We start from the raw sequence: 22,214 nt of genomic DNA, 5'->3' as shown, positions 1-22,214 counted from the left end.
CTGGGATTTCCTTTTTCAACTTAAACAAATATAATCATTTACATGATTTTCAGTTTTAATTTTGAATCATCATTTTATTACTCTACATTTGTAGAGTTAATTCTAAAAACGTAGAGCATGCAACTTTCAAAAACCGAAGAACAACTAATGCAACACCTCTGGAAGCTCGAAAAAGCTTTTATGAAAGATCTATTAGATATCTATCCAGAACCAAAACCAGCAACAACAACAGTCGCGACACTACTTAAGCGTATGATTGGTAAAGGCTTTGTAGATTATAAAACTTATGGCAAATCTAGAGAATACTTCCCTTTGGTAAAAAAAGACGATTACTTCTCTAAGCATGTTAACGGACTCATTAAAACTTTTTTTAATGATAGTGCTTCTCAGTTTGCCTCCTTTTTTACACGTAAAACGGATTTGACAAAGGTAGAATTAGAAGCTTTAAAAGCTATTATCGATAAAGAAATTAAAAACAAATAATTATGGAGACGTATTTATTTAAATTCTCTGCTTGTTTAGCCATATTTTGGTTGGTATATGTGCTTATTTTAGAACGCCAAAAAATGCATCATATTAAACGCTTCTATCTTTTAGGTGCTTTTGCTGCAGCCTTAATAATACCGCTTTTAACCATAACGCATTATGTAGAACCTATTGTAACTACAGATTTTGAAATCTCTCCACTATTTATTCCTATAGAACCTTCTTTTATAGAAACTCCGATAGAGGAACCTCCGTTTTGGAATTTAGAAACAGTTCTTTGGTTTGTTTACGGTTTAGGAGCCTTACTATTTAGTCTCCGATTTATAAAGAATCTAACAAATATGTATCGTCGTATTTCTAATAATGAGAACGTCGTTAAAGACTCATTTATATATGTGTTATTAAAAGACTATCGCATTCCGCATTCGTTTTTTAAATATCTATTTTTTAATAAATCGATATATGAATCTAACGCTATACCTAAAGAAGTACAGTTGCACGAAGAAACCCATGCCAAGCAATTACACAGCCTAGATATTATTATTGTTGAATTGCTTCAAATTGTGTTTTGGTTTCATCCGCTAATTTATATGCTTAAGCATCACATAAAACTAAATCATGAGTTTTTAGCAGACGAGGCTGTTTTAAGCAAAGGCATAGACACTAAAAATTATCAAAATATATTATTACAATTTTCATCAAACGCTCAAGAGCATCAGCTGTCGAGTGCCATCAATTATTCATCCATCAAAAAACGATTTACAGTTATGAAAACACAAACATCAAAAACCAGGATTTGGGTCAGTAGTTTACTACTGCTGCCAATTATTGCTATTCTTTTTTTCATTTTTAGCACAAAAGAATATGTAGAAAAAGATAATTCGGATATTGTTGACGCTATTGAGGCCGAATTAAGAGAAGCTAATGCCTTACAAATGGAATTTGTAGATGGTGCTTCTTACAAATTAATGCAAGAGTATCGCGACTTTATAGCCAAGTTTAAAGACACCAATATTATTATTGGCGAAAAATACGAACGTGCAAAAATCATATATGATGAGTTAATGTCAGAAATACAACGTAACTCAGTAGATAAATATCCTGAGCATCGATTTCCGCTAAGAAGCTTATCTAAAGTTGAAGCTAAAAAACCAACAGCTTCTCAATTTGAATCTTGGAAAGATGGTGACAAGTTTGCAATTTGGGTTGATAGTAAACCTATAAAAAATTCAGAATTAAATACATATAATGTAAACGATATCGTGCATTTTACAGGCTCTAAAGTTTATGAAAATGCACGAAGTGCAAAATACCCACAACCATTTCAATTTAATCTTTATACTCAAAAAGGATTTCAAAAAACTTATAAAGAAGCAGATTTAGATAAATATAAAAAAGCTATTCAAAACTATACAAATGCTATTAATAAATATCTAGAAGGACCTCAAGAAGATAATTTAGAACTACAAATACTATTTGTATTGGCACATGATATTTACTCAACCTTCTCTGAAGAAGATATCGAGAAACATAGTATTAAATTCCCTCCTGGATGTCCTCCGACTAAAAAAGAATTGGATATAATTAATAATACCCCAACCTTAAATATTAAAGAAGATGGAACTTGGTGGATTAATAATAAAAAAACCTCAATTGAAAGTATCAAAGAAGATTTTAACGCTTTAATTAAAACTGAAAAATCAAGTCTAAATTTAATTTCTGAAAAATCAATTAGTGTACAAGAAATAAATAAAATTCATTTAGCAATTGGGGAAAATATTACTTCCATAAGTGTTTCACCTAACCAAACTACAGTTTATGACACAGTAGAAAACGTAAATAGATACCAGTATAATAATTATAAAGAATTATATGAAAGATATGAATCTTTGAGAAAAGAACAACCACATTACATTTATAAGTCAAAAGAACAACAAAAGGAAATGGATGCTTTATTTTCTGAATTAGGAGGTATCTATTTTAGAATGTCTAGAGAAAATAAAGCCAAAGTAAAGCGCCCTATTTCTCCTATTAAACCTTATGTGCAAATAACTCTAAACGGTAAAACTTATTATAAAAAACGAAACGAATTAACCGCAGAAGAAATAGCGACATTTCCACCACCACCTGCGCCTGCTATTCGAGAAAAAGCAACCAAACAACAAATAGCCGAATACAATACTTGGGCTAAGAAAATTAATACTGCAATGGCAAAAGTCAAAGCTACTAATGATGCTAATTGGCACCCAATTGTAAAGCTAAAAGACGTAAATAGATACAAAGCTATTTATAATGCTATGACTGCTTCACAAAAGCAAAATGCAGAAGTATGGCCAAGTTTTCCTCCACCACCAGAAATGCCAAATAAAACCAAACAAAAAGGTGGGCCAAATTTATCCTCTTATACTAAGCAAAAACCAAATGATTCTCTAAGATATATATTTACAAACAAAGACGATAATAGAACAAATATCGCCAATGTTAATTCAAGTTTAAACGAAGAGCAAAAAAAGCAACTAAGCTCTAGAATGGTAATTCTAAGAGCAGCTGAGTCTCTGAAAAAAGAGGCTAGTTATAAAATTGAAGGACAATCTACTTCTTTAGAAAAAGTTTATACCTTTGTTAATTCTAATCCAGAAGCTTCAATTAAAACCATTAATAATTCTGATGGAAGTTTGACATTATCATTTTCTAATCGAAAGGAAGAAAAGATGAGTACTGACGAATTACAAACTGTATATACTGAAGTATTTAATGAGCCAAACACAAGAAGTAACATCCCAACGTTTGTTGTAACACCACTAAAATCTCAAAAAGCCCAAAGTAATACCAACCCATCCTTTTTAGAGTACATAATAGAAATGGAACAGAAAGGTGCTTCCTTCTATATGGAATATAAAAAAATAAGTGCAGAAGAGGCGAAAACTATTGCAAAAAGCAATAAAGGAAAAAGTACTCAAATATTTACTCAAAAAGATGCTGACGGTAAATACGTTGTGAAAATATCCGAGAATTTAGACAATTTACCTTCGTTTATTAAATCGAAAATAATTGGATTTCATGATAACTGGTTTATTACCATAAATGGTAAAAAATACTATTATACTTTTATTAATAATACAGCACAATATTATGACGAAAATTATACTAAAGTAAACTTAGATATTGTAAGTGAATACAAGAAAAAACACAATAAACTTGAGGCACTAAAAAAAATAGCCCCTCATTACATTTATAAAACTAACATAGAACAAGACCAAATGAATAATTTGTTCTCTGATTTAGGTGGTATGTATTTCAGAATGTCTAAAGCAGATAAACAAAAAATTATAAGACCACTACCGCCGATTTTACCTTACGCCATATTAATAATTAATGGTAAAAAAGAATATAAAAAAATAAGTGAATTGACTGAAGAAGACAAAAAATTACTCCAACCACCTCCACCTCCACCAAAAAGTAGTAAAAATTAAAAAACACAATATTTCTATTGAGCCCTATTAGGTTTTTAAAAACTTTCTAGGGCTTTTTTCGTTTAAAAGTGTAACAAAACCTATGTTTTAGCGTTCTAATAGGCAATCAATCAAAATCAAATCAATCATGTTAAAACAATTCTTCATCCTTTGTTCGGGAGCAGATACAGATATTTTAAACGCGTGTTCTATAGGTGAACAAAACAAATATGCTGGTATTGGAGCAACCGTATTCTTTACCGCTGTTATGGCAACTATTGCAGGTAGCTATGCGCTTTTTACTGTTTTTGACAATTTGTATTCTGCTATCTTCTTCGGCTTAATTTGGGGTTTACTTATCTTTAATTTAGACCGTTACATTGTCTCAACTATTAAAAAACGAGATAATGTTATAGACGAAATTCTGCAAGCTACTCCAAGACTTTTCTTAGCTGTTATAATTGCTGTAGTCATTTCTAAGCCCTTAGAACTTAAGATTTTTGAAAAAGAAATTAACCAAGTTTTATTAGAGCAAAAGAATAATTTAACTTTAGCCAATCAAAACCAAATTGCTGAACAGTTTAATCCTCAAATTACTGAATTAGAAAGTGAAATTCTAGGCTTACAATCTCAAACAGACACTAAAGAAGCAAAGGTTAATGCCCTATACGACACTTATATTTCTGAAGCTGAAGGTACAGCAGGCACAAACCTTCTAGGCAAGGGCCCTGTTTATAAAGAAAAACGAGAAAAACACGATGCTGGTTTAGCAGAATTACAACAATTAAAAACTGATAATAAAGCCAAAATTGAAGCTATAGAAACTCAAATCACAACTTTACAAGGAGATTACACTACAAACGTTGCGCAATCGCAACCTATAATAGATAATTTTGATGGTTTAATGGCACGTGTTACCGCTTTAGGCGAGTTACCTTGGTTACCTTCATTCTTTATTTTTCTCTTGTTCTTAGCGATTGAAACCTCTCCGATATTTGCGAAACTCTTATCGCCAAAAGGTGAATTCGATTTTCGTTTAGAAGACCAAGAAACCACAATTAAAACGTGGACTATGCAACAAGTTGCCGAGCGTCAATTACTCTTAAAAACAGATAATGCCATTAACAACAAAGTTTATAATGAAATTGCAGACGAAGAAGAAGTAATGAACTATAAACGAAAAAAGGCTCGCGAATTAATGCAAAACCAAGCAGATGCATTTTTGAAAAAACAAAAGAGTGTGCTTTAGACTTTTGAATTTGGAACTATCCCTCAGTTCGAGTGGTTTCCAGTTTTAATAGAAAACTGAAAAATGTATAGATAGTATTTAGCACAATTCTAGATACTGATTTCGAAAAGGTTTATTACTTTTAGGTTGAAATTAAAATTCAAACCTATGAGATTTATTTATACCATCGTATTTGCCTTACTATTTGTGAGTTGTATCAGTGTAAGGGCAGATGTAACTAATGAAACCACAACGCAAACCTCAACAAATATTGCTGAAGCTGAAGCCGGAATTAGGTTAGTTATGGAAGCACAAGAAATAGCATGGAATAAACACGACTTAGAAGGTTTTATGCAAGGCTATTGGAAAAGTGATTTGCTAAAATTTTACGGTAGTAACGGTCTTACTAAAGGTTGGCAAAACACATTAAATAATTACAAGAAAGGCTACCCTACAAAAGCAGAAAGTGGGACTCTAAATTTTGTAATCAATGATATTTCTAATATTGAAGGAGATAACTATTGGGTAATGGGTGAATATCATCTAAAACGTGACGTTGGTAATGCTGACGGAGTCTTCATTATTATCTTTAAAAAGATAAAGGGAAAATGGAAAATTATAGCAGACATGTCTTGCTAAGAATAATAAAAAAGGTACATCTAAAAACATTCATCTATCACCATAAATGCAGTTAGAAATACCTTATTTTATTTTTTTATGATGTCTTAAGCAGCTACTGTAGTTTGCTCTTGAGTTTTAAAATGATCGTATAATTCTTTACAACCTAATCCTATAATAGATAAGCGCTTTGATTTTGTAATAGACTCGTTATGCAGTCTGGCTAAAGCCATTACACCTGCTCTATCTATACTCTCAATACTTTCAATATTGATTAAGATATCATCTAACTTGTCAAAGATATTAGAGAAATAGGAATTAAACGTTTTTAAGTTTAACTTGTTTAGTGTTCCCTTTAATTGGAATTGGTTGTTGTAGTTTGAAATTTGTAAATCCATAATAAATAGTGTTAAAGCATTAGTAAAAATCTAGGGCTATTAATTCAGTAAATTGGGTGCTATTAATTAGAGGGATACTGCAATATCTAACTTAAGATAGGTTAGTGCATTATAAAATCGATAAATGACAATTTTGACTAGTTAATTAGAAAAGGTTTGTTTGTTTTTTCGATAAACAACACATTATTACAAGACTGTATTGTAAGAAAAAAGAAGCTTATTTAAGTTTTTGTAGATGTATCCCAACACCTACAGTCTTATGTATAAGGGTTTTAGAAACAGAATGCTTTTCTAATAAGTTTTTAGGTCTAATTGGTCGCTTTTCAAAACCACCACCACAATTGGGACAGACTTCTTTTAATAGTGTTACACAATCTTTACAATAGGTACATTCAAATGTGCAAATCATAGCCTCTTTAGAATCGTAAGGCAAAGCTTTGTTGCAGTTTTCATATGTTGGTCTTATCTCTAGCATATGTACTTATTTTAAAAAACAACTTCTTGAGTTTTATATGTTCTCAATACATTCCCGATAAAAACCATAATAATCGAGCTGGCGTAAACTATAACTTTTTTACGTACTTAGTAATAATTACAGTTAGCGTTGGTCCTACTTTACCTTCAATAAATTCTGCATTATCCCTATCTAGTCTAATATTTCTAACAGCGACGCCTTGTTTGGCCACCATACTAGAACCTTTCACTTTTAAATCTTTTATTAAAACTACAGAATCCCCATTATTTAAAATTACACCATTAACATCGCGATGAATAACTTTATCTTCTTCAACTTCACCATCACCAGAAGCTTTGGCTAGTTCTAAGGTATCTTCTTCTAAATACATCATACCTAATAGGTCTTGCGTCCAATCGTCCTTAATTCTGTTTAGCATTCTCCAAGCCATAATTTTTACAGCATCGTGTTCACTCCACATACTATCATTAAGACAACGCCAATGATTTGCTTCAATCTTATCAGAATCGCCCATCTGCTCAGTACATACATGGCAGGCAGATAGAACAGTTTTTAAACCATTTTCTTTAATATCTGGCACAGTGTAAGAAGCTAGTTTTTCTTCGCTTGTGCATAGCTCACATTTTGAGCTACTGCGTTGTTGTAATTCTCTTTCTAAACTCATATAATTGATTGTATAAGCAAATATAACAATAGGGTTTTGTTAATCAGTTAAAACAAAAACTATGATGCTGATTTTTTATAGTTAGAATCTTTAGAATCAATAAATACCTCTAGTAATTTAGAGCCTTGAGAATTAAAAATAACATCTTCACTATTTGCAGGGACTAAAACAGTCTCGCCTATACACACAAACTCTGTATGATTATTAATGGTGATCTCTGCCATACCTTCTACACACATAAAAATTACAAATGAATCTAAGTTCTTATAATCTCTTTTTTGAGGCCCTTTGACTTCAAATATATTTGTTGTAAAAAAATCGCAATCTACTAGGTTGCTGGTTTTGTCGTCCTCTAATTTATAATTGCTTTTACCATTTGAAGCGAATACTTTTGTTGCTTTTTGTGCTAAACTTGTATGTAATTCTCTTTGATCACCATTGTCGTCTGTTCTACCCCAATCATAAACGCGATATGTAATATCGCTAGTTTGTTGAATTTCGGCAGCTAAAACACCAGCACCAATAGCATGTATCTTCCCAGCAGGAATAAAATAGCTATCACCACTTTTTATTTTTTCTATATTAAAGATAGCGTCTACATTAGAGGCATTTATATCACTTAACACATTTTTATCAATATCATTATTTTTTAATCCTAATACGATTTCTGCATCTTCATCACTATCCATTATATACCACATTTCTGTTTTACCAAAAGAATTATGATTTGCACTTGCCATCTCATCATCTGGATGTACTTGTACAGATAGATTAGATTTAGCATCTAAAAATTTCATAAGTAATGGGAAATTCTCTCCGAATGTTGCAATGTTATCTTTTCCTAAAAAATCATTTAAAGACTGTCCTTTATATAATCCATTTGAAGCAATTGAGATATTATCTTTTACTCCAGAAATTTCCCAGCTCTCACCGACATTTTTACTATTTGATGTTTTATTTAAAATTTCAGAAAGCTTTTCGCCTCCCCAAATTTTCTCTTTAAGTATTGGTCTAAATTTTATTGGATATGCCTCCATTGTGTTTTATTTATATACTAAACGCTTGGGTTTAGATTATTAAAATTAGTATGTGTTTTTATACTCTTTAAATAGTCAACTACTGAAAAAATATTTTTAAAAAGGGTTTGCTTAACTTCTTGCCCTTTAATAGTTTCGATATTAAAATTTATAATAAATTCTTGATTTTTACACACATCTTCAATTAAGGTATTTAGATGTTCACCTTTGATATGACTAGCGTTTACATTAATAAACCCAATGTGTCTTAAGTTAAATTGACTAAATAGATATCTTGCTCCTGCTCTTTTTGCTGCATCTTCGGAACTGTGTTTTTTGATCTCTACAATTGATACCTGAGAAGAGCAAGCTTCTTTTACATCTTTTAATAACTGTAATGTTTTGTCTTTACTATTATTATCAACTAAACAAAGTTCTATTGTTTTGAATGCGTTGATCTGTTCTATAAAAAAACACTTTTCGAATTGTGCTTCATTATTATTGAATATGATTATAATTCCTATCTTCATCTTACTCTCTTTTATGCTAATTATGCAACATTTAATACATTTGTTAAAGCAGCTTTATACCTTATCTTCTTTAATCTATAGACCCAAGCAATCTGTCCTAATTGTCCAACAATTTTTACTGAATCCTTAATAGATAATTTAGAACCCTCTGCATGAATCCATCGTTTTAAAGGTTTTTCACAAAGCATTGCTTTTGCCTTTTTTAGTCCAAAATAAATCGACATTCTTTTGAAAACCTCAACATCAAAAACCCACTGCGTTACAAATTTTTCTTTAAACGCGATATTGATGACATCTTTATGAAAGATTTTTGCACCACACTGCGTGTCTTTAAAATCCATAGACAAGATCTTGCGAATAATAAAATTGATAGTTAAACTAATAATCTTTCTTGCAGACTCTTTTGTTATGTTTGCTCCCATTCTTGCAATACGTGACCCACTAACAATTTTAAATTCCGAAGTTTCAATAGTTTTCACTAAATCATCAAAATCTGCTAAATCAGTTGACAAATCAGCATCTAAGAATCCGATATAATCTAAATCTTCTTTCTTTGCCATATAGAGCATTCCTAAACGCACAGCCTCTGCTTTTCCACCATTTTTCTCACAGTCATATACAGTGATAAAATCTTCTCTTCCCTTTTGTAATTCGTGAAGCACTTCTAAAGTCTTATCCTTACTGCCGTCATTTACAAAACATAAATAGTAACCCGAGTTTTTATCGATATAGGTCAAGAACTTATCACTTAACAAACGTTCCTCTTCGTTATAGCATGGAATTACAACACCAACACAGCGCTGTTGAATCATGATATGAGAATTACTTTTTACAGCATTTTGAACTTGTGGCAATCCTATTAATCGTTTTACTCTAGCACAAATTTCGTTAAGACTTAATGGCTTTTTCATATAATCATTAATTCCTAAATCAAAAGCTTTTGTTATTGTATCGTCTTGAATATTACCAGACAAAATCATTATTGGTGTTTGTGAATTCTTAGTTGTTCTTATATACTTAACCACATCTAAACCAGAAACTTGAGGCATATTAATATCAACGACAACTAGATCTGGAATAAAAGAATCATATAAATCCAATCCTTTTGCTGCATCCGTTTCAATTTTCACTTCGTAACCAAGTTCTGTTAATCGCTTTTGTAATGGAAGTAATACAAGTTGTTGATCGTCTATCGCTAAAACCTTCATAATAATTGTTTTTAATTGGTTGTTTACAGGTTAAAAGTACAAGAGATGACATCTTTGAAATTTAAATTTAGCTGAAGCCAATAGTAAGTGTAGACGAATGGTAGGTAGCTGTAGTTAATTAAAAATTGTACCACTATTTAAATTATATATATTTACAGTGGTGATCATATTATCAAGGTTTTACATGAAAAACACGTCAAATAAATATTTAATAGTTGCCTTATTAATTGGTATAGCATTTCATGGTACGTCTATATTTTTCACATTAGAAACCACTTACGATGCACTTATTCATCTGTTTTTTGCAGATCATTATGCTGGTAGTTGGTTTGAGCCATGGAACTATAAATGGTACACAGGTTTTACTGTAATGAGTTATCCCCCTTTGGTGCACCAATCGATTGCTGCATTATCGTTAATTGGAGGCTTAAAGTTTGGGATGTTTACAGTAGCACTTATAAGTGTTGTTTTATTTATTACTGGTGTTTATCGATTCTCGCTATTAATTACTTCCAATAAAACTGTTGCTGGCTATGCTGCTATATTAGCTGTGTTTTCATCATCTTTTGTAGAAACCCTCCACATATTCGGTCAGCTACCAAGTATCATTGGAATTTCTGTTCTTATGCATTCATTGCCAGAAATTTATTTGTGGCTCAAAACAGGTAAATGGTGCTATTTAGCAACTTCATTATCCTTAATTGCTGTAACCGTTACTTCACATCATGTTACACCTATATTCGGAATTATCTTCTTTATATTTCCATTAATAGGTATGGTGATTATGGATCATTCTAGAGAACAAGTAGATTCAATGAAGGCTGTTACATTTAAAGTCTTTTTAAGCAGTTTCTTTAAACTCTTTAAACGTATTATTAGTTTTGGCATACTATCTTTAGTCATTATAATAGGCTGTATTTTACCATATTGGATTAACTCAAAAAACAACCCAATTACACAAATACCAATACCTCATGGCTCTCGAGATAATTTTTTAGAGATTACCTCATCTGGTTTGGTGTTCTTTTTAATTCCTTGGGGGATTTTACTCATAATACTACCATACATATTCTATAGATTTTACAGTAAACGCTATTTGTTTTTCGGACTATCTATAACCATCCTTTTTATACTAGGAACTGGAGACACATCTCCAATTCCTAGACTAGTCCTTGGCGAAACAGCATTCAATATTTTAACCTTAGACCGTTTTACCTTTTGGGCTTCCATAATGTCTCTGCCTTTGTTTGGTGAGTTTGTTTATCGTTTCGTTGAAGGTGATCTTAAAACGCTTATTCAAAATAAGTTTGGAGCGATATATCACAGATTAACAGGTGGTATTTTGGCTGGTTTATTTTTGTTCATGACTATTTTTACCATGAGTCTAAGTTATTTTAAACCATCACAGCCACAACAAATTAAAATGCTACCTATAGTTAATTTTCTGAATCAAGATCAGCACGATCACTGGAGATATATGACTTTAGGTTTCGGAGATCAAATGGCTTGGTTGTCTGCACAGACTAAAGCTATGTCTGTAGATGGTAATTATCATTCCGCAAGACGCTTACCAGAATTAACGACACGACCAATTGAGCGTTTAGAGAATTCTAAATTTAAAGGTATTGAAGGGATAGGATCCTTGCAACAATTTTTAACCACTCCCGAGAAATATAACTTTAAATACATTTTTTCTAACGATAAGTTTTACGATCCTATTTTGTACTTCTGCGGTTGGCAACGTTTAAGACAATTAGAAAACGGTATCATGGTTTGGAAAAAACTAAATGTACCACCACTTTCGTCAATACTGCCAAAAGAAGATGTGAGCACTTGGCAAAAAATACTATGGGGAGTTATGCCCTTTTTAACAGTTTTAGTTGCCTTTATTTTAAACATACAAATGCTTCTCATTAGGCTTTTAAAAACTAAAAACAAACCATTACCAGCCTACTTAAACTTTAAGAACAATTATACTAAGTTCTCGCGTGGTGTTTTAAAATTAACACATGTATGGTCCATCATTATAGCCCTTACAATTGGTTATGGTGTTTATCTATTCTACATTAAAAATGAATCGCATCACTCACCAGAAAATGCAATACTCGCTTATTATGATGCCTTAGATTTTAAAGAATTTAAAAAAGCTCATAACCTAATCAATCCAAAAAGCAACTTATCTATTTCTCAGTATATGCTCGAGATATCAGTTACAGATGGTTTGCTAAGTTCTTATGCTAAACTTGACGCTATCACTACAGAAACCATTAGCCAGACTGATAGTTTAGCAAGTTTAAAAGTATTTACAGATTGGATTACACCACTCGAAAAAATAAAGAAAACGTATTATAAGACCTTGGTTAAGATTAACAATAAATGGTTTATACAACCCGAAGCTATTGATTTAGATATTCCGCCTGACCAGTTATACTCTAGTAATACCACTAATTATTTCAACCAAGGCCGACGACGCATTACCACAGAACAAACCCATCACGAAGATGTTTTAAAGCAACCTGTATTAGAAGTACTCAACGCTAAACTGGTGAAGTTTGAAAATCATTACGCTATTGTTGGTGAAATTCAGAATATAGATAACGTGCCTGCTGATGTGGTTTTAAAAGGCACACTCTACAATGATGAAAATAAAATGCTGGCCACTTACAATGCTAAATACCATGTCAACCATAAATTAATGCCAAAGGAAGTGAGTTCTTTTAGGATTAATTTTGAAGGTATTGCCTGGTCAAAAACACAAGACTCAATTCCGAAGACTTTTAATCCCGATGAATTTACACCTATTGAATTAGAAGAGCAACCGACGAAGTTTAACCTACAAGCAGCAGGTAATGTTTCAGGTTCGGATTTATTTAAAAGCACAACGGTATCGATATCAGATATTAATGAGCAACATATTTCTGGAAGTCTTTTTAACGTTGGAACAGAGGAAGTTACAATTCCGCAGTTATTAGTCTCTTATTACGACGCGAATAAAAATTTAGTTTGGGTCGATCACCTATTTATAAAAGAAGGGATTCGTCAACAAAGAAAACAAGCCTTTCAATATCCACTATTAACCAATGAAGTAGTTCGCATTATTAATGATGATATGAGTAATTGTTTTGTAAACGGTTTGCCAAATGAACATATCTCGGATAAAATAGTCACTGATAGAATTACCAACCATAACAATGAAGAATTACAAGCTATACATCACCCCATATATAAATTTGTAAAACTAGAAATCAACACTTATATAGGAAATCCTAATTAATGACACTTAAGTATCTATACATATCGATCCTTTGTATTCTTCTAATCTCAACGACGGTTGCATTGCAGATCAGTGAGGCATCCAGTTACTATAAATCACTTTCAAAACAAAGCACATTCACTGCTGGAGATACTATTGAATTAAAATTCTTATTTAGCGGTAACGCTGATGTTTATTTATACTGTTCCAACTCTTATGGATCTGTAGTTTTAAATCCTATTGCAACAAACACTAAACTCAGCTTTTCGATTCCAAAATCCGTTTCCAAGAAATCTGGTATTTTAAATTGGCAATTAATATCAGATAAAACAGAAGTTACAGGTCAGGTTAATATAAAACCAAAAACAAGCATTAAAACTATTGAGAGTTATTTAGGCCCACCAAGTATTGAAGCAGGTGGAACTGATTTTACGATGCTCGTTATTATTCCAACGGACGACTTAGACAATCCACTTATAGATAGCACTAAAGTTGAGATAAAGCGTCAATTTTTAGTGAATCAAAATACTTCAGATGTATTTACTGAGCATGGTTTTGGGTATAGAAACATCTATTCTGAAACAAAAAGTGGCCGCATACTCATCAGCTCAGAAGTTTTAGAATTAAACTCAAAAGAATACGATGTAAATGTAGTACCTGCAATTCCCACAAATTTTGAAATCAATGCAGAACGCATTCATGATTATGCAGATGGGAATCAAATCACCACATTTAAAACAACTGTTATTAAAGATCGCTATTGTAATAATGTAAGTGACGGCACGTTCGTCACCTTTTTTATAACCAATAAAGACGGCTATAAATCTAAAACTTCTGGACTGACAATTAATGGCATTGCAGTGGCAGAACTACTGCATCCCGATCATGAAGAGCAATGGTCCATAAAAGCTTATGTTGAAGGCATGGCCAATAGTAATAAAATAGAATTAGATTATAAACAAGCCATTTCTGATTTTGATGTTGTATTTTCTGAAGATAAAAGAACGATAAACATAGGGCCTTTAAAGAGTTTTATGAGTCAGCGCGCACCCGACGGACTCCAAGTAAACTTATTAATTTATAAAGACGGTTTATTACAAGAACAGTTTATTGAAAGTTCATTTAATGGTAAGACGAAATTTCATTTAAATACAGATCGTTTTCCAAAAGGCAATTATAATTTAGAAATAAAAGTCGCAGGAATGACTAAAACCTTTAGTGACATGAGCTATGAGTAAAACGAATACGAACATATTACGAAGTTTACTTCTGTTGTCTTATGTGATCATCATTACATTGGTAATTTACGGTTTTGGAGCGTTATACAGTTACCTCAACACAGGTGCTGATCGTAGTAAAATGTTACATACTGAAGTTAAACAAGTCGATCAATATCTTCCGGAATTACAATGGGCACCTTTAGATAACGAAGGGAGACCTATAGACGAGCAAACCCTTTCTAAGATAGAAAATGACTACTTAGATGCTTGGTATGTAAAATATGTAGCTTATAAAACCAATACAAAACAAGGTATTGATGACTATTACACCAAAAGTGCAAGAGCTAATATTTTTAATATTATAGCCATTAATACTGAGAATAAAACTACGATTGAAGCTACGACTTTAGAACACCATCCAAGTCTCGAATTTTTCAGTGAAGATGGCCAACTTGCCGTTTTAACAGATCATGATGTTATAGAATTTAAGCGCATCTATAAAAGTGAAAAACTAATCACTGAAGTGACGGAAAAGTCAAGTTATAAAGTGACGCTTTTATTAGAAGATGGATTTTGGAGAATTCGTCATTTGGTTAAGATTGATAGTGAACCGTATGCAAAAGAAAAAGGTAACCCACCTATAAAAATTTCAAAAATAACAGGTATTAATTACTATCCGCAAGTAAATCCTTGGGACATGTTTGGTGACAGCTTTGATACTAAAATTATTACTGCAGATTTTGATATAATTAGGGACTCAGGATTAAATAGTATCAGAGTTTTTGTGCCTTATGATAGTTTTGGGAAATCTAGTGTAGATTCAACGCAATTAGATCAATTTCTTAAATTACTAGACATTGCAGAAGCTAAAAACTTAAAAGTGATGGTAACGCTTTTTGATTTCTATGGCGATTATTCTGTTTTAGATTGGACGCTTACGCAACGCCATGCTAAAGTTATTGTAAATGCATTAAAAGATCACAAAGCTTTATCTTTTTGGGATATCAAAAATGAACCTAATTTAGACTTTGAATCACGTGGTGAAAAACTCGTAACCGCTTGGTTAGATAAAATGATTGATTTTGTAAAATCTCAAGATCCAAATCATGCGGTGACTATTGGCTGGTCTAATGCCCAAAGTGCTAATATTTTAAAAGATAAACTAGACTTCGTATCCTTTCATTATTATGAAGCGTTAGAGGAACTTGATGCCACCTATAGAGCCTTAAAAACTAAAATACCAGATAAACCTGTTGTTATTTCAGAATATGGTGTATCATCATATAGTGGTTTATGGAATCCATTTGGTAATTCTGAAGACGACCAAGCCGCGTATCATAAAACCATTCAATCTGTTTTTACTAAAAACGATATTCCTTTTATGTCTTGGACCTTATACGATTTTGACAAAATACCAAAGGAAGTCGTTGGGCGACTTCCTTGGCGCCAAAATGCTCAAAAGCACTTTGGATTTATAGATGAAAATGGGATACAAAAGCCTTCTTTTAAATTTATTTCTAAAGAATAACTCTATGCGTTGAGCTATTAATTTCAAGGTTAACAACGCGATTTCCATCTATAATATGTTGAAACGTTTCTATATATAGTTGAGCGATTTGTGACATTGGATGCACTGTTGCCGCTTTATAGTTCGTCTTCGCTAACTTTAATCTATGTGTTTCATTGGTTACAATTGCTTCTATAGCTGAGGCTAAACTTTCTACATTTGTAGGCTCAAAGAATTCACCTTGATACCCTTCATCTTGTACTAATAATGCTAAATCGCCTAAATATGGCATCACTATAGCTTTTCCATAACTTCCTGCTTGGTGCATCACTCCAGAGCTTCCTGTTGTAGATGTGTACGGAAATACAACTACTGCACTTTCATTAAATATAATTGGTATATCTTCCTCTTCTACATAACCTGTAAAACGTACTTTAGGCACATGCTTATAATCAGCTTCTACTTTTGCTAAATAGCCTGGTGCGTTTGGATTATCTGTTCCTGCAATCACTACTTCTAAATCTAAACCTGTTTTAGTTCTTACGATTTCTACCGCTTCAATCATTCCCTCTACTTTTTTGTAAGTACCGAATTTCCCAAAGGTCATAATTTGTAATGGACCTTCTGGTAAGGTGTAATCTGGTTCTTCAGGAATCTCAAAAGTTCCGTGTGGTATCAATTTTACATTTGTCGCTAAATATTTCACTTCCAAAACATCAACATACTTTTGCATTGTCACAGCAACCCTATCTGATTGAAGAATTAATTTTGTTAATGATGTTCCAATAAACCCGTAAATTTTTTGCATTAACTGATTTGATGTAAAACCTGCACTTCCTAAATCTACTTCTTCAAGAATATTATGTAATAAAACTATATTAGGAATCTTCTTTAGCTTGCATACTAATGGTAACATTAAGCCTAAGGCTGCTGCTACTTTCTTGTCACCAAACTTCATAAATTGCAAGTTGAATAATACCGAGTCTGGTTTTGTTTTATTGATTGCTTTTGTTACTGAAAAAATATTCTTATAACTATTAAAAGACCAACATTCCGTTACCGTAACCTTACAACCCGCTTCCGCAAACTGAATATCTTTCGCTCCTTCTGTTCTGTCCGTTAATAAGATTAATTCTGTGACGTTTTGGTTTTGTCTAAACTGCTTTACCAAATGGTATGCATATTCGGTCAAGGTGACTTTACTTGGCGGATATGCAGTTACAATTGCTAGTTTCATGATGTATGTTATTTATCGTTTATTAGTATTTACAGTACAAATTTGCGTTATCTATTTGACTAAAATCGTTGTACTTAGACGGGTTACTTTTTGCTGTAGATGAATGGTAGCTTACTTTAGATTTAGGCTTTTTGTTGCCTTTAGAGTCGAACATAAAGAAACCTATTTGAATCACTAATAATAAAATCATTGCTACGATTTGCATATGTACTACTTGCGCTAACGAATCGTGATAAAATATAACCAATACCATTTGCAGCATACCAAAGACACCAGAAATAATTACGGGTACATATTTATCTAATGATAGGTAGTAATAGGCAAAAATATTTGAGATGGCGAACATCGAGGTTGCCATGGCATACTTCCATAATAAAGGTACCATAGAGAGGTATTGTTCTCCAAAAAGAATATTTATTATTAACTCTGGGAAACATAAACAGGTTAATATTATACTAATAGATATTATGGCAATATAGCATACATACTTAAATAATATAGAGGCCGTTTCTTTGCCTTCTTTCTTTAATTCTACCACTGCTGGAAGAAGCAACATCACAAACATCCAAGCGATAAAGTAAACCATGCGACCTATTAAAGCTAATGAAGCATATAAACCTGCTTCGTGAGCATCGAAATAATGTTTTACTAATAAGATATCACTATTATTAATGATGATTTGTGTGAGTTCATAAAAAGCGGTTAGTAAAAAGAAGTTTTTAATTTGTTTACTATACTTCTCTTCTAAAGGAATAGATGTATTAAAACTGATCTGCTTAAATTTAAAAGGAAATAAACCAAAAACAAAAGATGCTACAATTCCTATTGCGATGACTGCTGACGACAGAATATTAAACAACAGAATGAGACCCAATGTGATCAATAATCTGCTTAACATTTCACCTTGATACGTAATTGATAAAGACTTGTACGCTTTCTTTCCTTGAAATGCACCTCTGTTGACGCTCATTAAAAAGTAAAGAGGCACTCCACAACCAAAAATGATAAACATGGTTGACGACTCCGTATTAAAAAGTGCCTTTAATTGTTCTGCAAAAACAATAATTAAGACTCCTAATACAATACCAACTGCAAAAGCTTGCTTATAGACTTTAGCGATAAAACTTGTAAAGATGTTATTCTCAAATAATACTGAGAATTTAGCAGTTACCAATTGAAATGTCATCGCCATAAATGACAGTACTAATAAAAAGGTAATAAGCACTGCGGCATCAGCAAACTTTGCAGGTCCCAATAGACGACCTAAAACTACATTGTATAGATAGTTGCCTCCGTTTACAGCCAAAACGCTTATCATAAATAATTGTTCTGGTGATAACTTTTTTGATTTAATTGCTGTTAATAATTGCATGATGTTTCGTCTTAGTTTTTAGTGTATTGTTTTATACGGCAACTTCAGTGTATCTCAATTCATCATATATATCTTTGTAAGTGTTTCCTAAGATAAAAAAGCCTCTGTTATAATTTAGAGCGTTATCATGTAAAACTCTTATTGCTTCTAATCCGTTAGCATCAATTTCTGATACATTTTCAATATCAATTGTTAATTCTCCAAATGCATTTAATAGCATTTCAAAATGTGATTGAAAGTTTTGCGCAGTGTTTGCATTGATTGAACCTTCTACTGTAAATACGTTGTTATTTTCTTTAATTGTAAGTGACATAATTTTGTTGTTTTTTAATGGTTACTCGTTTAAATCTGACGCAAATATCAAGTGTTTTTCCATGTATGCTCCTTATATTTCGACGGATAGCAGGTTGCTGTAGATGAATGGAGGACTAATGCTCCGTAACTTGTAGTAGGTAAAATAAAACAGATATGAATACTTTAAAATTAGCCATAAACATTAGCTTTTTCTTAATTGTTTTTAGCGTAACAGCTCAAAACATGAAGGAAGGCTTTACCTATTTAGAAACCAGAAAGTATGCACAAGCAGAGTCTTTCTTTATTACGATATTAAAAGACTATCCAGATAATAAGACGGCAAGACTTTGTTATGGACGTGCTGTTGGTTTAAATGGTAATTCTGAAAAAGCAAACAATTTATTTACTAGTCTCCTAAATGATTATCCAAATGATTTTGAAGTGAAGCTTAATTATGGAGAGTCTTTATTATGGAACTCAGATTTCATAACTGCCAAATTCTATTATAATGGACTCGTTACCGAAGACCCTAAAAGTTTCCCTGCGCTATTAGGTTTTGCAAACACACTTTCTAATCTAAAAGAATATGAAAATGCAATTATCTATGTAAATAAGGCGCTAGAAGTTTTACCTGGCAACCCAAATGCAATGACTTCTAAAAAGTATATCTATTTAGGTTATGCATACCAGAACCAGCAATCCCAAAACTATGATAACGCAGAGTTACTTTTAACTAAGAATCTCGAAGTATTTGGTGACGATAAAGACACTTTATTAAATCTCGCCAATTTGTACTTAATATGGAATAAGTTCGATAGCGCAAAAGTCACATATAATAGATTAGCCGAACAACCAGAACATAAAATTGTAGCCTTAAATGGTTTGGCATTAGTTGAACATTTAAACGAAAAAGAAAAAAAGGCCTTAGAGATAAGTACACAGGCTTATGAAACTCTAAACGAAACTACCGATACAACAATTACACAACAAACAACAGAGCGTTATGCACAAGCTTTAATCTGGAATAAAAAATACAAAGCGGCTACCAACCTAATTAATACGTTGGCAGAAAAGAAACCAAACGAAAACTGGGTTTTAGCATTACGAGCTACCTTAAACATTTACAAGAGTAATTTTAAAAAGAGTTTAAGCGATTATAACAAAATACTAGCAAACGACAGCACTTCTTTTGATGGTAACTTAGGGAAAGCGAATGTCTTAAAAGCATTAGGCCGTTATGACGATGCTTATTCCTCAGCAGAAAACACACTTAAGTTTTACGACAACCAAAAAGATGCCGTTAACTTTATTAATAAAATGGATATTAGCTTTACACCAACTATAGAAGCTAGTGGAGCCCATACATTTGATAATGGCAATAACAAAGCTTTTGCCTTTAACAACAATGTGGCCTTTCCTTTATCAACTAAATTTAGTCTCTTAGGTAATTACAATTACAGAACTACAAATAATACAGTTACAGATAATACAGCAAATGCTCACAATCTGTCTTTAGGTTTAGCTTACCAACTCATTCCAAGTATCACCTTTAAAGGAACTGCTGGGATTAGTTCTGCAAAAGCCGAAACAACAGACTACACGCAACTCTTAATAGATGTCTCTTTTAATATTAAATCATTTAAACTACAAACTTTAGATATTGGGTATAAGCGCCAAATAGAGAGCTTTAATGCTGATTTATTAGATCGCGAACTCGTACAAAATAATTTTTACGCCAACTATAACCTCAGTACTAACTTTAACTTAGGTTGGTTTACACAAGTGATGCACACCTCGCAAAACGATGGTAACACTAGAAACTTATTATATACATCATTGTACTATAATCTATTACCAAATCCGTCTCTAAAAGCAGGTTTAAACTACCAGTACATTACATTTAAAAACCAAGTCCCAACAATCTATTTTAGTCCAGAAAAATTTAATGTTTATGAAGTCTTTATGAACATCATTAAAAATGAAGACAGCGCAAAACCAAAAGAATGGTTTTATAATTTAACAGCTGCTTATGGTTACCAATTCATTGAAGATGATGAGAAACAAAGTACGTACCGTTTTCAAGGTGCATTTGGGTATAAGTTCTCTAAGCGTAGTTTATTAAATGTTTATGGAACCCATAGTAATATTGCCTCAGCTACTGCTGCTGGCTTCACCTTTACAGAAGTTGGCTTACGTTTTAAGTGGACGTTTTTGAATAAGGCAGTTTTCAGGAAGTAGAACTGTTTTGTGTACGGTTTGCCTCGCCTGTTCTCTCTGCTCGGGTTTTACGTGCTTAAGTAACTAATTAAGCAAACAAATCACAGAGAGGAAATTCAAGTGGACACGAGCGCAAGAAATGACATAGCTACTTTCGCAATTAGTTTAGCACCAAGTAATTAATTAGAAACGGTGTTGTATGCTAACTTTTTAATTTGAATTAAATCACAAATCGCATCCCAAAGCTTAATTCTTTTTTCTAAAGATTGCTTAGCAACAGTTAATGTTTCTTTCCACTTTAGGTCATCATCTTTACATAGTTCTTCAATCATCTCTAGAGAAATAGGTCCGTGTTCATCCCCATCTAATTCAATATGGCGTTCCAAATAATACCTTAGTTTGTTATAAGATTTGTTTTCAGACTCTGAATTCTTAAGAATTTCTATAAACATATCTGGAATAATATCTTCTCGTCCAAACGTAAATGCAGAAGCAACAAGATGTGGTTTGTTTGTTCTAATAATTGAAAATGAAAATTTAACAAAATCAGCTACTCTTGAGTCAATATTCATTTCATTTAATGAGTGTTCGATTGAATTTCCTGATTCGATAAGTTTTATAAACTTATCTATTTCATTCGTATCTGCATTTGTCTGCACCATTGCATCTAAGTACATTTCAAAATGACTCTTAGGTTCTCCTATTTCGTTAATATCACTTTCTTCTCCGTGAACAATTTCATTTATAAACCTAGACAACCTTGGGTTTTTTGGTGGTGTCCAAGGCGTTTTTACTTTAGTCAGATTTATTTGAAGATTTTTTAAAAGTGACATAAAATCCCATACTGCAAATACGTGATTTTCCATAAAAGTTTTTATATCATCGATATTATTTAAATTTTCATAAAGCTTATGATTTCTCAATTGATTTCTTAATTCAGAAATCTCGTATTCTATGTTTTGTATTCTATTCATTTTTTTTTGCAAATATAACCCTGGATGACGAAAAGAAAAAATCCTATGTGCCAGAAATTAATATT

The 22,214-nt window shown here is 32.2% G+C and carries 18 protein-coding genes; 8 read left to right on the top strand and 10 right to left on the bottom strand.

Annotated features, from left to right (window positions below):
• The first annotated feature begins 117 nt into the window (after nt 1-117).
• From B2U95_RS00320 to B2U95_RS00305, 4 genes are all read left to right on the top strand, one after another.
• Nucleotides 118-483, top strand: coding sequence for a BlaI/MecI/CopY family transcriptional regulator (locus tag B2U95_RS00320; protein WP_296311141.1), 366 nt, complete (start codon nt 118-120; stop codon nt 481-483).
• A gap of 2 nt (nt 484-485) precedes the next feature.
• A complete protein-coding gene (locus tag B2U95_RS00315) occupies nt 486-3,959 on the top strand; it encodes a M56 family metallopeptidase (protein ID WP_296311139.1) in 3,474 nt (1,157 codons plus the stop codon).
• A 127-nt stretch (nt 3,960-4,086) separates the two neighbouring features.
• A complete protein-coding gene (locus B2U95_RS00310; RefSeq protein WP_296311136.1) occupies nt 4,087-5,187 on the top strand; it encodes a DUF4407 domain-containing protein in 1,101 nt (366 codons plus the stop codon).
• A gap of 147 nt (nt 5,188-5,334) precedes the next feature.
• Nucleotides 5,335-5,805 carry a DUF4440 domain-containing protein gene (locus B2U95_RS00305; RefSeq protein ID WP_296311133.1) on the top strand — a complete coding sequence of 157 codons (471 nt, stop codon included), beginning with the start codon at nt 5,335-5,337 and terminating at the stop codon, nt 5,803-5,805.
• A gap of 86 nt (nt 5,806-5,891) precedes the next feature.
• On the opposite strand, the gene B2U95_RS00300 is transcribed toward B2U95_RS00305, so the two are convergent.
• From B2U95_RS00300 to B2U95_RS00275, 6 genes are all read right to left on the bottom strand, one after another.
• Nucleotides 5,892-6,182, bottom strand: coding sequence for a hypothetical protein (locus B2U95_RS00300; RefSeq protein WP_296311130.1), 291 nt, complete (start codon nt 6,180-6,182; stop codon nt 5,892-5,894).
• Nucleotides 6,183-6,399: 217 nt separating this feature from the next.
• The gene (locus tag B2U95_RS00295; protein WP_296311128.1) at nt 6,400-6,657 is read right to left on the bottom strand and encodes a DUF1272 domain-containing protein; all 258 of its coding nucleotides are present in this window, start codon (nt 6,655-6,657) and stop codon (nt 6,400-6,402) included.
• 88 nt (nt 6,658-6,745) lie between these two features.
• Nucleotides 6,746-7,321: a PhnA domain-containing protein gene (locus B2U95_RS00290; RefSeq protein WP_296311125.1), complete on the bottom strand. Its 576-nt coding sequence runs from the start codon at nt 7,319-7,321 to the stop codon at nt 6,746-6,748.
• 59 nt (nt 7,322-7,380) lie between these two features.
• Nucleotides 7,381-8,358 (bottom strand): type I phosphomannose isomerase catalytic subunit, encoded by a 978-nt coding sequence (locus B2U95_RS00285; protein WP_296311122.1) that lies wholly within the window; start codon nt 8,356-8,358, stop codon nt 7,381-7,383.
• Between the two features lie 17 nt (nt 8,359-8,375).
• Nucleotides 8,376-8,867, bottom strand: a complete 492-nt coding sequence (locus B2U95_RS00280) for a glycosyltransferase (protein ID WP_296311119.1) — start codon at nt 8,865-8,867, stop codon at nt 8,376-8,378.
• 20 nt (nt 8,868-8,887) lie between these two features.
• Entirely contained in the window at nt 8,888-10,075 is a 1,188-nt protein-coding gene (locus tag B2U95_RS00275) for a response regulator (protein WP_296311117.1), read from the bottom strand.
• A gap of 184 nt (nt 10,076-10,259) precedes the next feature.
• Here B2U95_RS00275 and B2U95_RS00270 point away from each other — a divergent pair, with 184 nt between their 5' ends.
• From B2U95_RS00270 to B2U95_RS00260, 3 genes are read left to right on the top strand one after another with little or no spacing between them, the layout of a single operon-like run.
• Nucleotides 10,260-13,349: a hypothetical protein gene (locus B2U95_RS00270; RefSeq protein ID WP_296311114.1), complete on the top strand. Its 3,090-nt coding sequence runs from the start codon at nt 10,260-10,262 to the stop codon at nt 13,347-13,349.
• On the top strand, nt 13,349-14,566 hold the full coding sequence (locus B2U95_RS00265) for a hypothetical protein (protein WP_296311111.1): 1,218 nt from the start codon (nt 13,349-13,351) through the stop codon (nt 14,564-14,566). The genes B2U95_RS00270 and B2U95_RS00265 overlap by 1 nt, the downstream gene beginning before the upstream one ends.
• Nucleotides 14,559-16,076, top strand: a complete 1,518-nt coding sequence (locus tag B2U95_RS00260; protein WP_296311109.1) for a glycoside hydrolase family 2 TIM barrel-domain containing protein — start codon at nt 14,559-14,561, stop codon at nt 16,074-16,076. Before B2U95_RS00265 ends, B2U95_RS00260 begins: the two co-directional genes overlap by 8 nt.
• Here the strand turns inward: B2U95_RS00260 and B2U95_RS00255 are convergent.
• Genes B2U95_RS00255 through B2U95_RS00245 form a run of 3 tightly spaced genes read right to left on the bottom strand, consistent with a single transcriptional unit; the run spans nt 16,066 to nt 18,977 of the window.
• The gene (locus tag B2U95_RS00255) at nt 16,066-17,292 is read right to left on the bottom strand and encodes a glycosyltransferase (protein ID WP_296311108.1); all 1,227 of its coding nucleotides are present in this window, start codon (nt 17,290-17,292) and stop codon (nt 16,066-16,068) included. The two genes, B2U95_RS00260 and B2U95_RS00255, sit on opposite strands and share 11 nt — an antisense overlap.
• Before the next feature lie 22 nt (nt 17,293-17,314).
• On the bottom strand, nt 17,315-18,664 hold the full coding sequence (locus tag B2U95_RS00250) for an oligosaccharide flippase family protein (protein ID WP_296311105.1): 1,350 nt from the start codon (nt 18,662-18,664) through the stop codon (nt 17,315-17,317).
• A gap of 31 nt (nt 18,665-18,695) precedes the next feature.
• A complete protein-coding gene (locus B2U95_RS00245) occupies nt 18,696-18,977 on the bottom strand; it encodes an STAS domain-containing protein (RefSeq protein WP_296311103.1) in 282 nt (93 codons plus the stop codon).
• 155 nt (nt 18,978-19,132) lie between these two features.
• Between B2U95_RS00245 and B2U95_RS00240 the strand changes: the two genes are divergently transcribed.
• The gene (locus B2U95_RS00240; RefSeq protein WP_296311101.1) at nt 19,133-21,196 is read left to right on the top strand and encodes a tetratricopeptide repeat protein; all 2,064 of its coding nucleotides are present in this window, start codon (nt 19,133-19,135) and stop codon (nt 21,194-21,196) included.
• Nucleotides 21,197-21,354: 158 nt separating this feature from the next.
• Here B2U95_RS00240 and B2U95_RS00235 read toward each other — a convergent pair whose 3' ends face one another.
• Nucleotides 21,355-22,149, bottom strand: a complete 795-nt coding sequence (locus B2U95_RS00235; protein ID WP_296311099.1) for a DUF3050 domain-containing protein — start codon at nt 22,147-22,149, stop codon at nt 21,355-21,357.
• Between the last annotated feature and the right edge of the window lie 65 nt (nt 22,150-22,214).

The organism is Winogradskyella sp. UBA3174 (genome assembly GCF_002364335.1).
Taxonomy (GTDB): domain Bacteria; phylum Bacteroidota; class Bacteroidia; order Flavobacteriales; family Flavobacteriaceae; genus Winogradskyella.
This window is presented reverse-complemented; position numbering and strand designations above follow the sequence as displayed.

Excerpts from the sequence above, each read along its gene's own strand:
- B2U95_RS00320 (WP_296311141.1), top strand. The coding sequence starts at position 118 with ATGCAACTTTCAAAAACCGAAGAACAACTAATGCAACACCTCTGGAAG.
- B2U95_RS00315 (WP_296311139.1), top strand. The coding sequence starts at position 486 with ATGGAGACGTATTTATTTAAATTCTCTGCTTGTTTAGCCATATTTTGG.
- B2U95_RS00310 (WP_296311136.1), top strand. The coding sequence starts at position 4,087 with ATGTTAAAACAATTCTTCATCCTTTGTTCGGGAGCAGATACAGATATT.
- B2U95_RS00305 (WP_296311133.1), top strand. The coding sequence starts at position 5,335 with ATGAGATTTATTTATACCATCGTATTTGCCTTACTATTTGTGAGTTGT.
- B2U95_RS00300 (WP_296311130.1), bottom strand. The coding sequence starts at position 6,182 with ATGGATTTACAAATTTCAAACTACAACAACCAATTCCAATTAAAGGGA.
- B2U95_RS00295 (WP_296311128.1), bottom strand. The coding sequence starts at position 6,657 with ATGCTAGAGATAAGACCAACATATGAAAACTGCAACAAAGCTTTGCCT.
- B2U95_RS00290 (WP_296311125.1), bottom strand. The coding sequence starts at position 7,321 with ATGAGTTTAGAAAGAGAATTACAACAACGCAGTAGCTCAAAATGTGAG.
- B2U95_RS00285 (WP_296311122.1), bottom strand. The coding sequence starts at position 8,358 with ATGGAGGCATATCCAATAAAATTTAGACCAATACTTAAAGAGAAAATT.
- B2U95_RS00280 (WP_296311119.1), bottom strand. The coding sequence starts at position 8,867 with ATGAAGATAGGAATTATAATCATATTCAATAATAATGAAGCACAATTC.
- B2U95_RS00275 (WP_296311117.1), bottom strand. The coding sequence starts at position 10,075 with ATGAAGGTTTTAGCGATAGACGATCAACAACTTGTATTACTTCCATTA.
- B2U95_RS00270 (WP_296311114.1), top strand. The coding sequence starts at position 10,260 with ATGAAAAACACGTCAAATAAATATTTAATAGTTGCCTTATTAATTGGT.
- B2U95_RS00265 (WP_296311111.1), top strand. The coding sequence starts at position 13,349 with ATGACACTTAAGTATCTATACATATCGATCCTTTGTATTCTTCTAATC.
- B2U95_RS00260 (WP_296311109.1), top strand. The coding sequence starts at position 14,559 with ATGAGTAAAACGAATACGAACATATTACGAAGTTTACTTCTGTTGTCT.
- B2U95_RS00255 (WP_296311108.1), bottom strand. The coding sequence starts at position 17,292 with ATGAAACTAGCAATTGTAACTGCATATCCGCCAAGTAAAGTCACCTTG.
- B2U95_RS00250 (WP_296311105.1), bottom strand. The coding sequence starts at position 18,664 with ATGCAATTATTAACAGCAATTAAATCAAAAAAGTTATCACCAGAACAA.
- B2U95_RS00245 (WP_296311103.1), bottom strand. The coding sequence starts at position 18,977 with ATGTCACTTACAATTAAAGAAAATAACAACGTATTTACAGTAGAAGGT.
- B2U95_RS00240 (WP_296311101.1), top strand. The coding sequence starts at position 19,133 with ATGAATACTTTAAAATTAGCCATAAACATTAGCTTTTTCTTAATTGTT.
- B2U95_RS00235 (WP_296311099.1), bottom strand. The coding sequence starts at position 22,149 with ATGAATAGAATACAAAACATAGAATACGAGATTTCTGAATTAAGAAAT.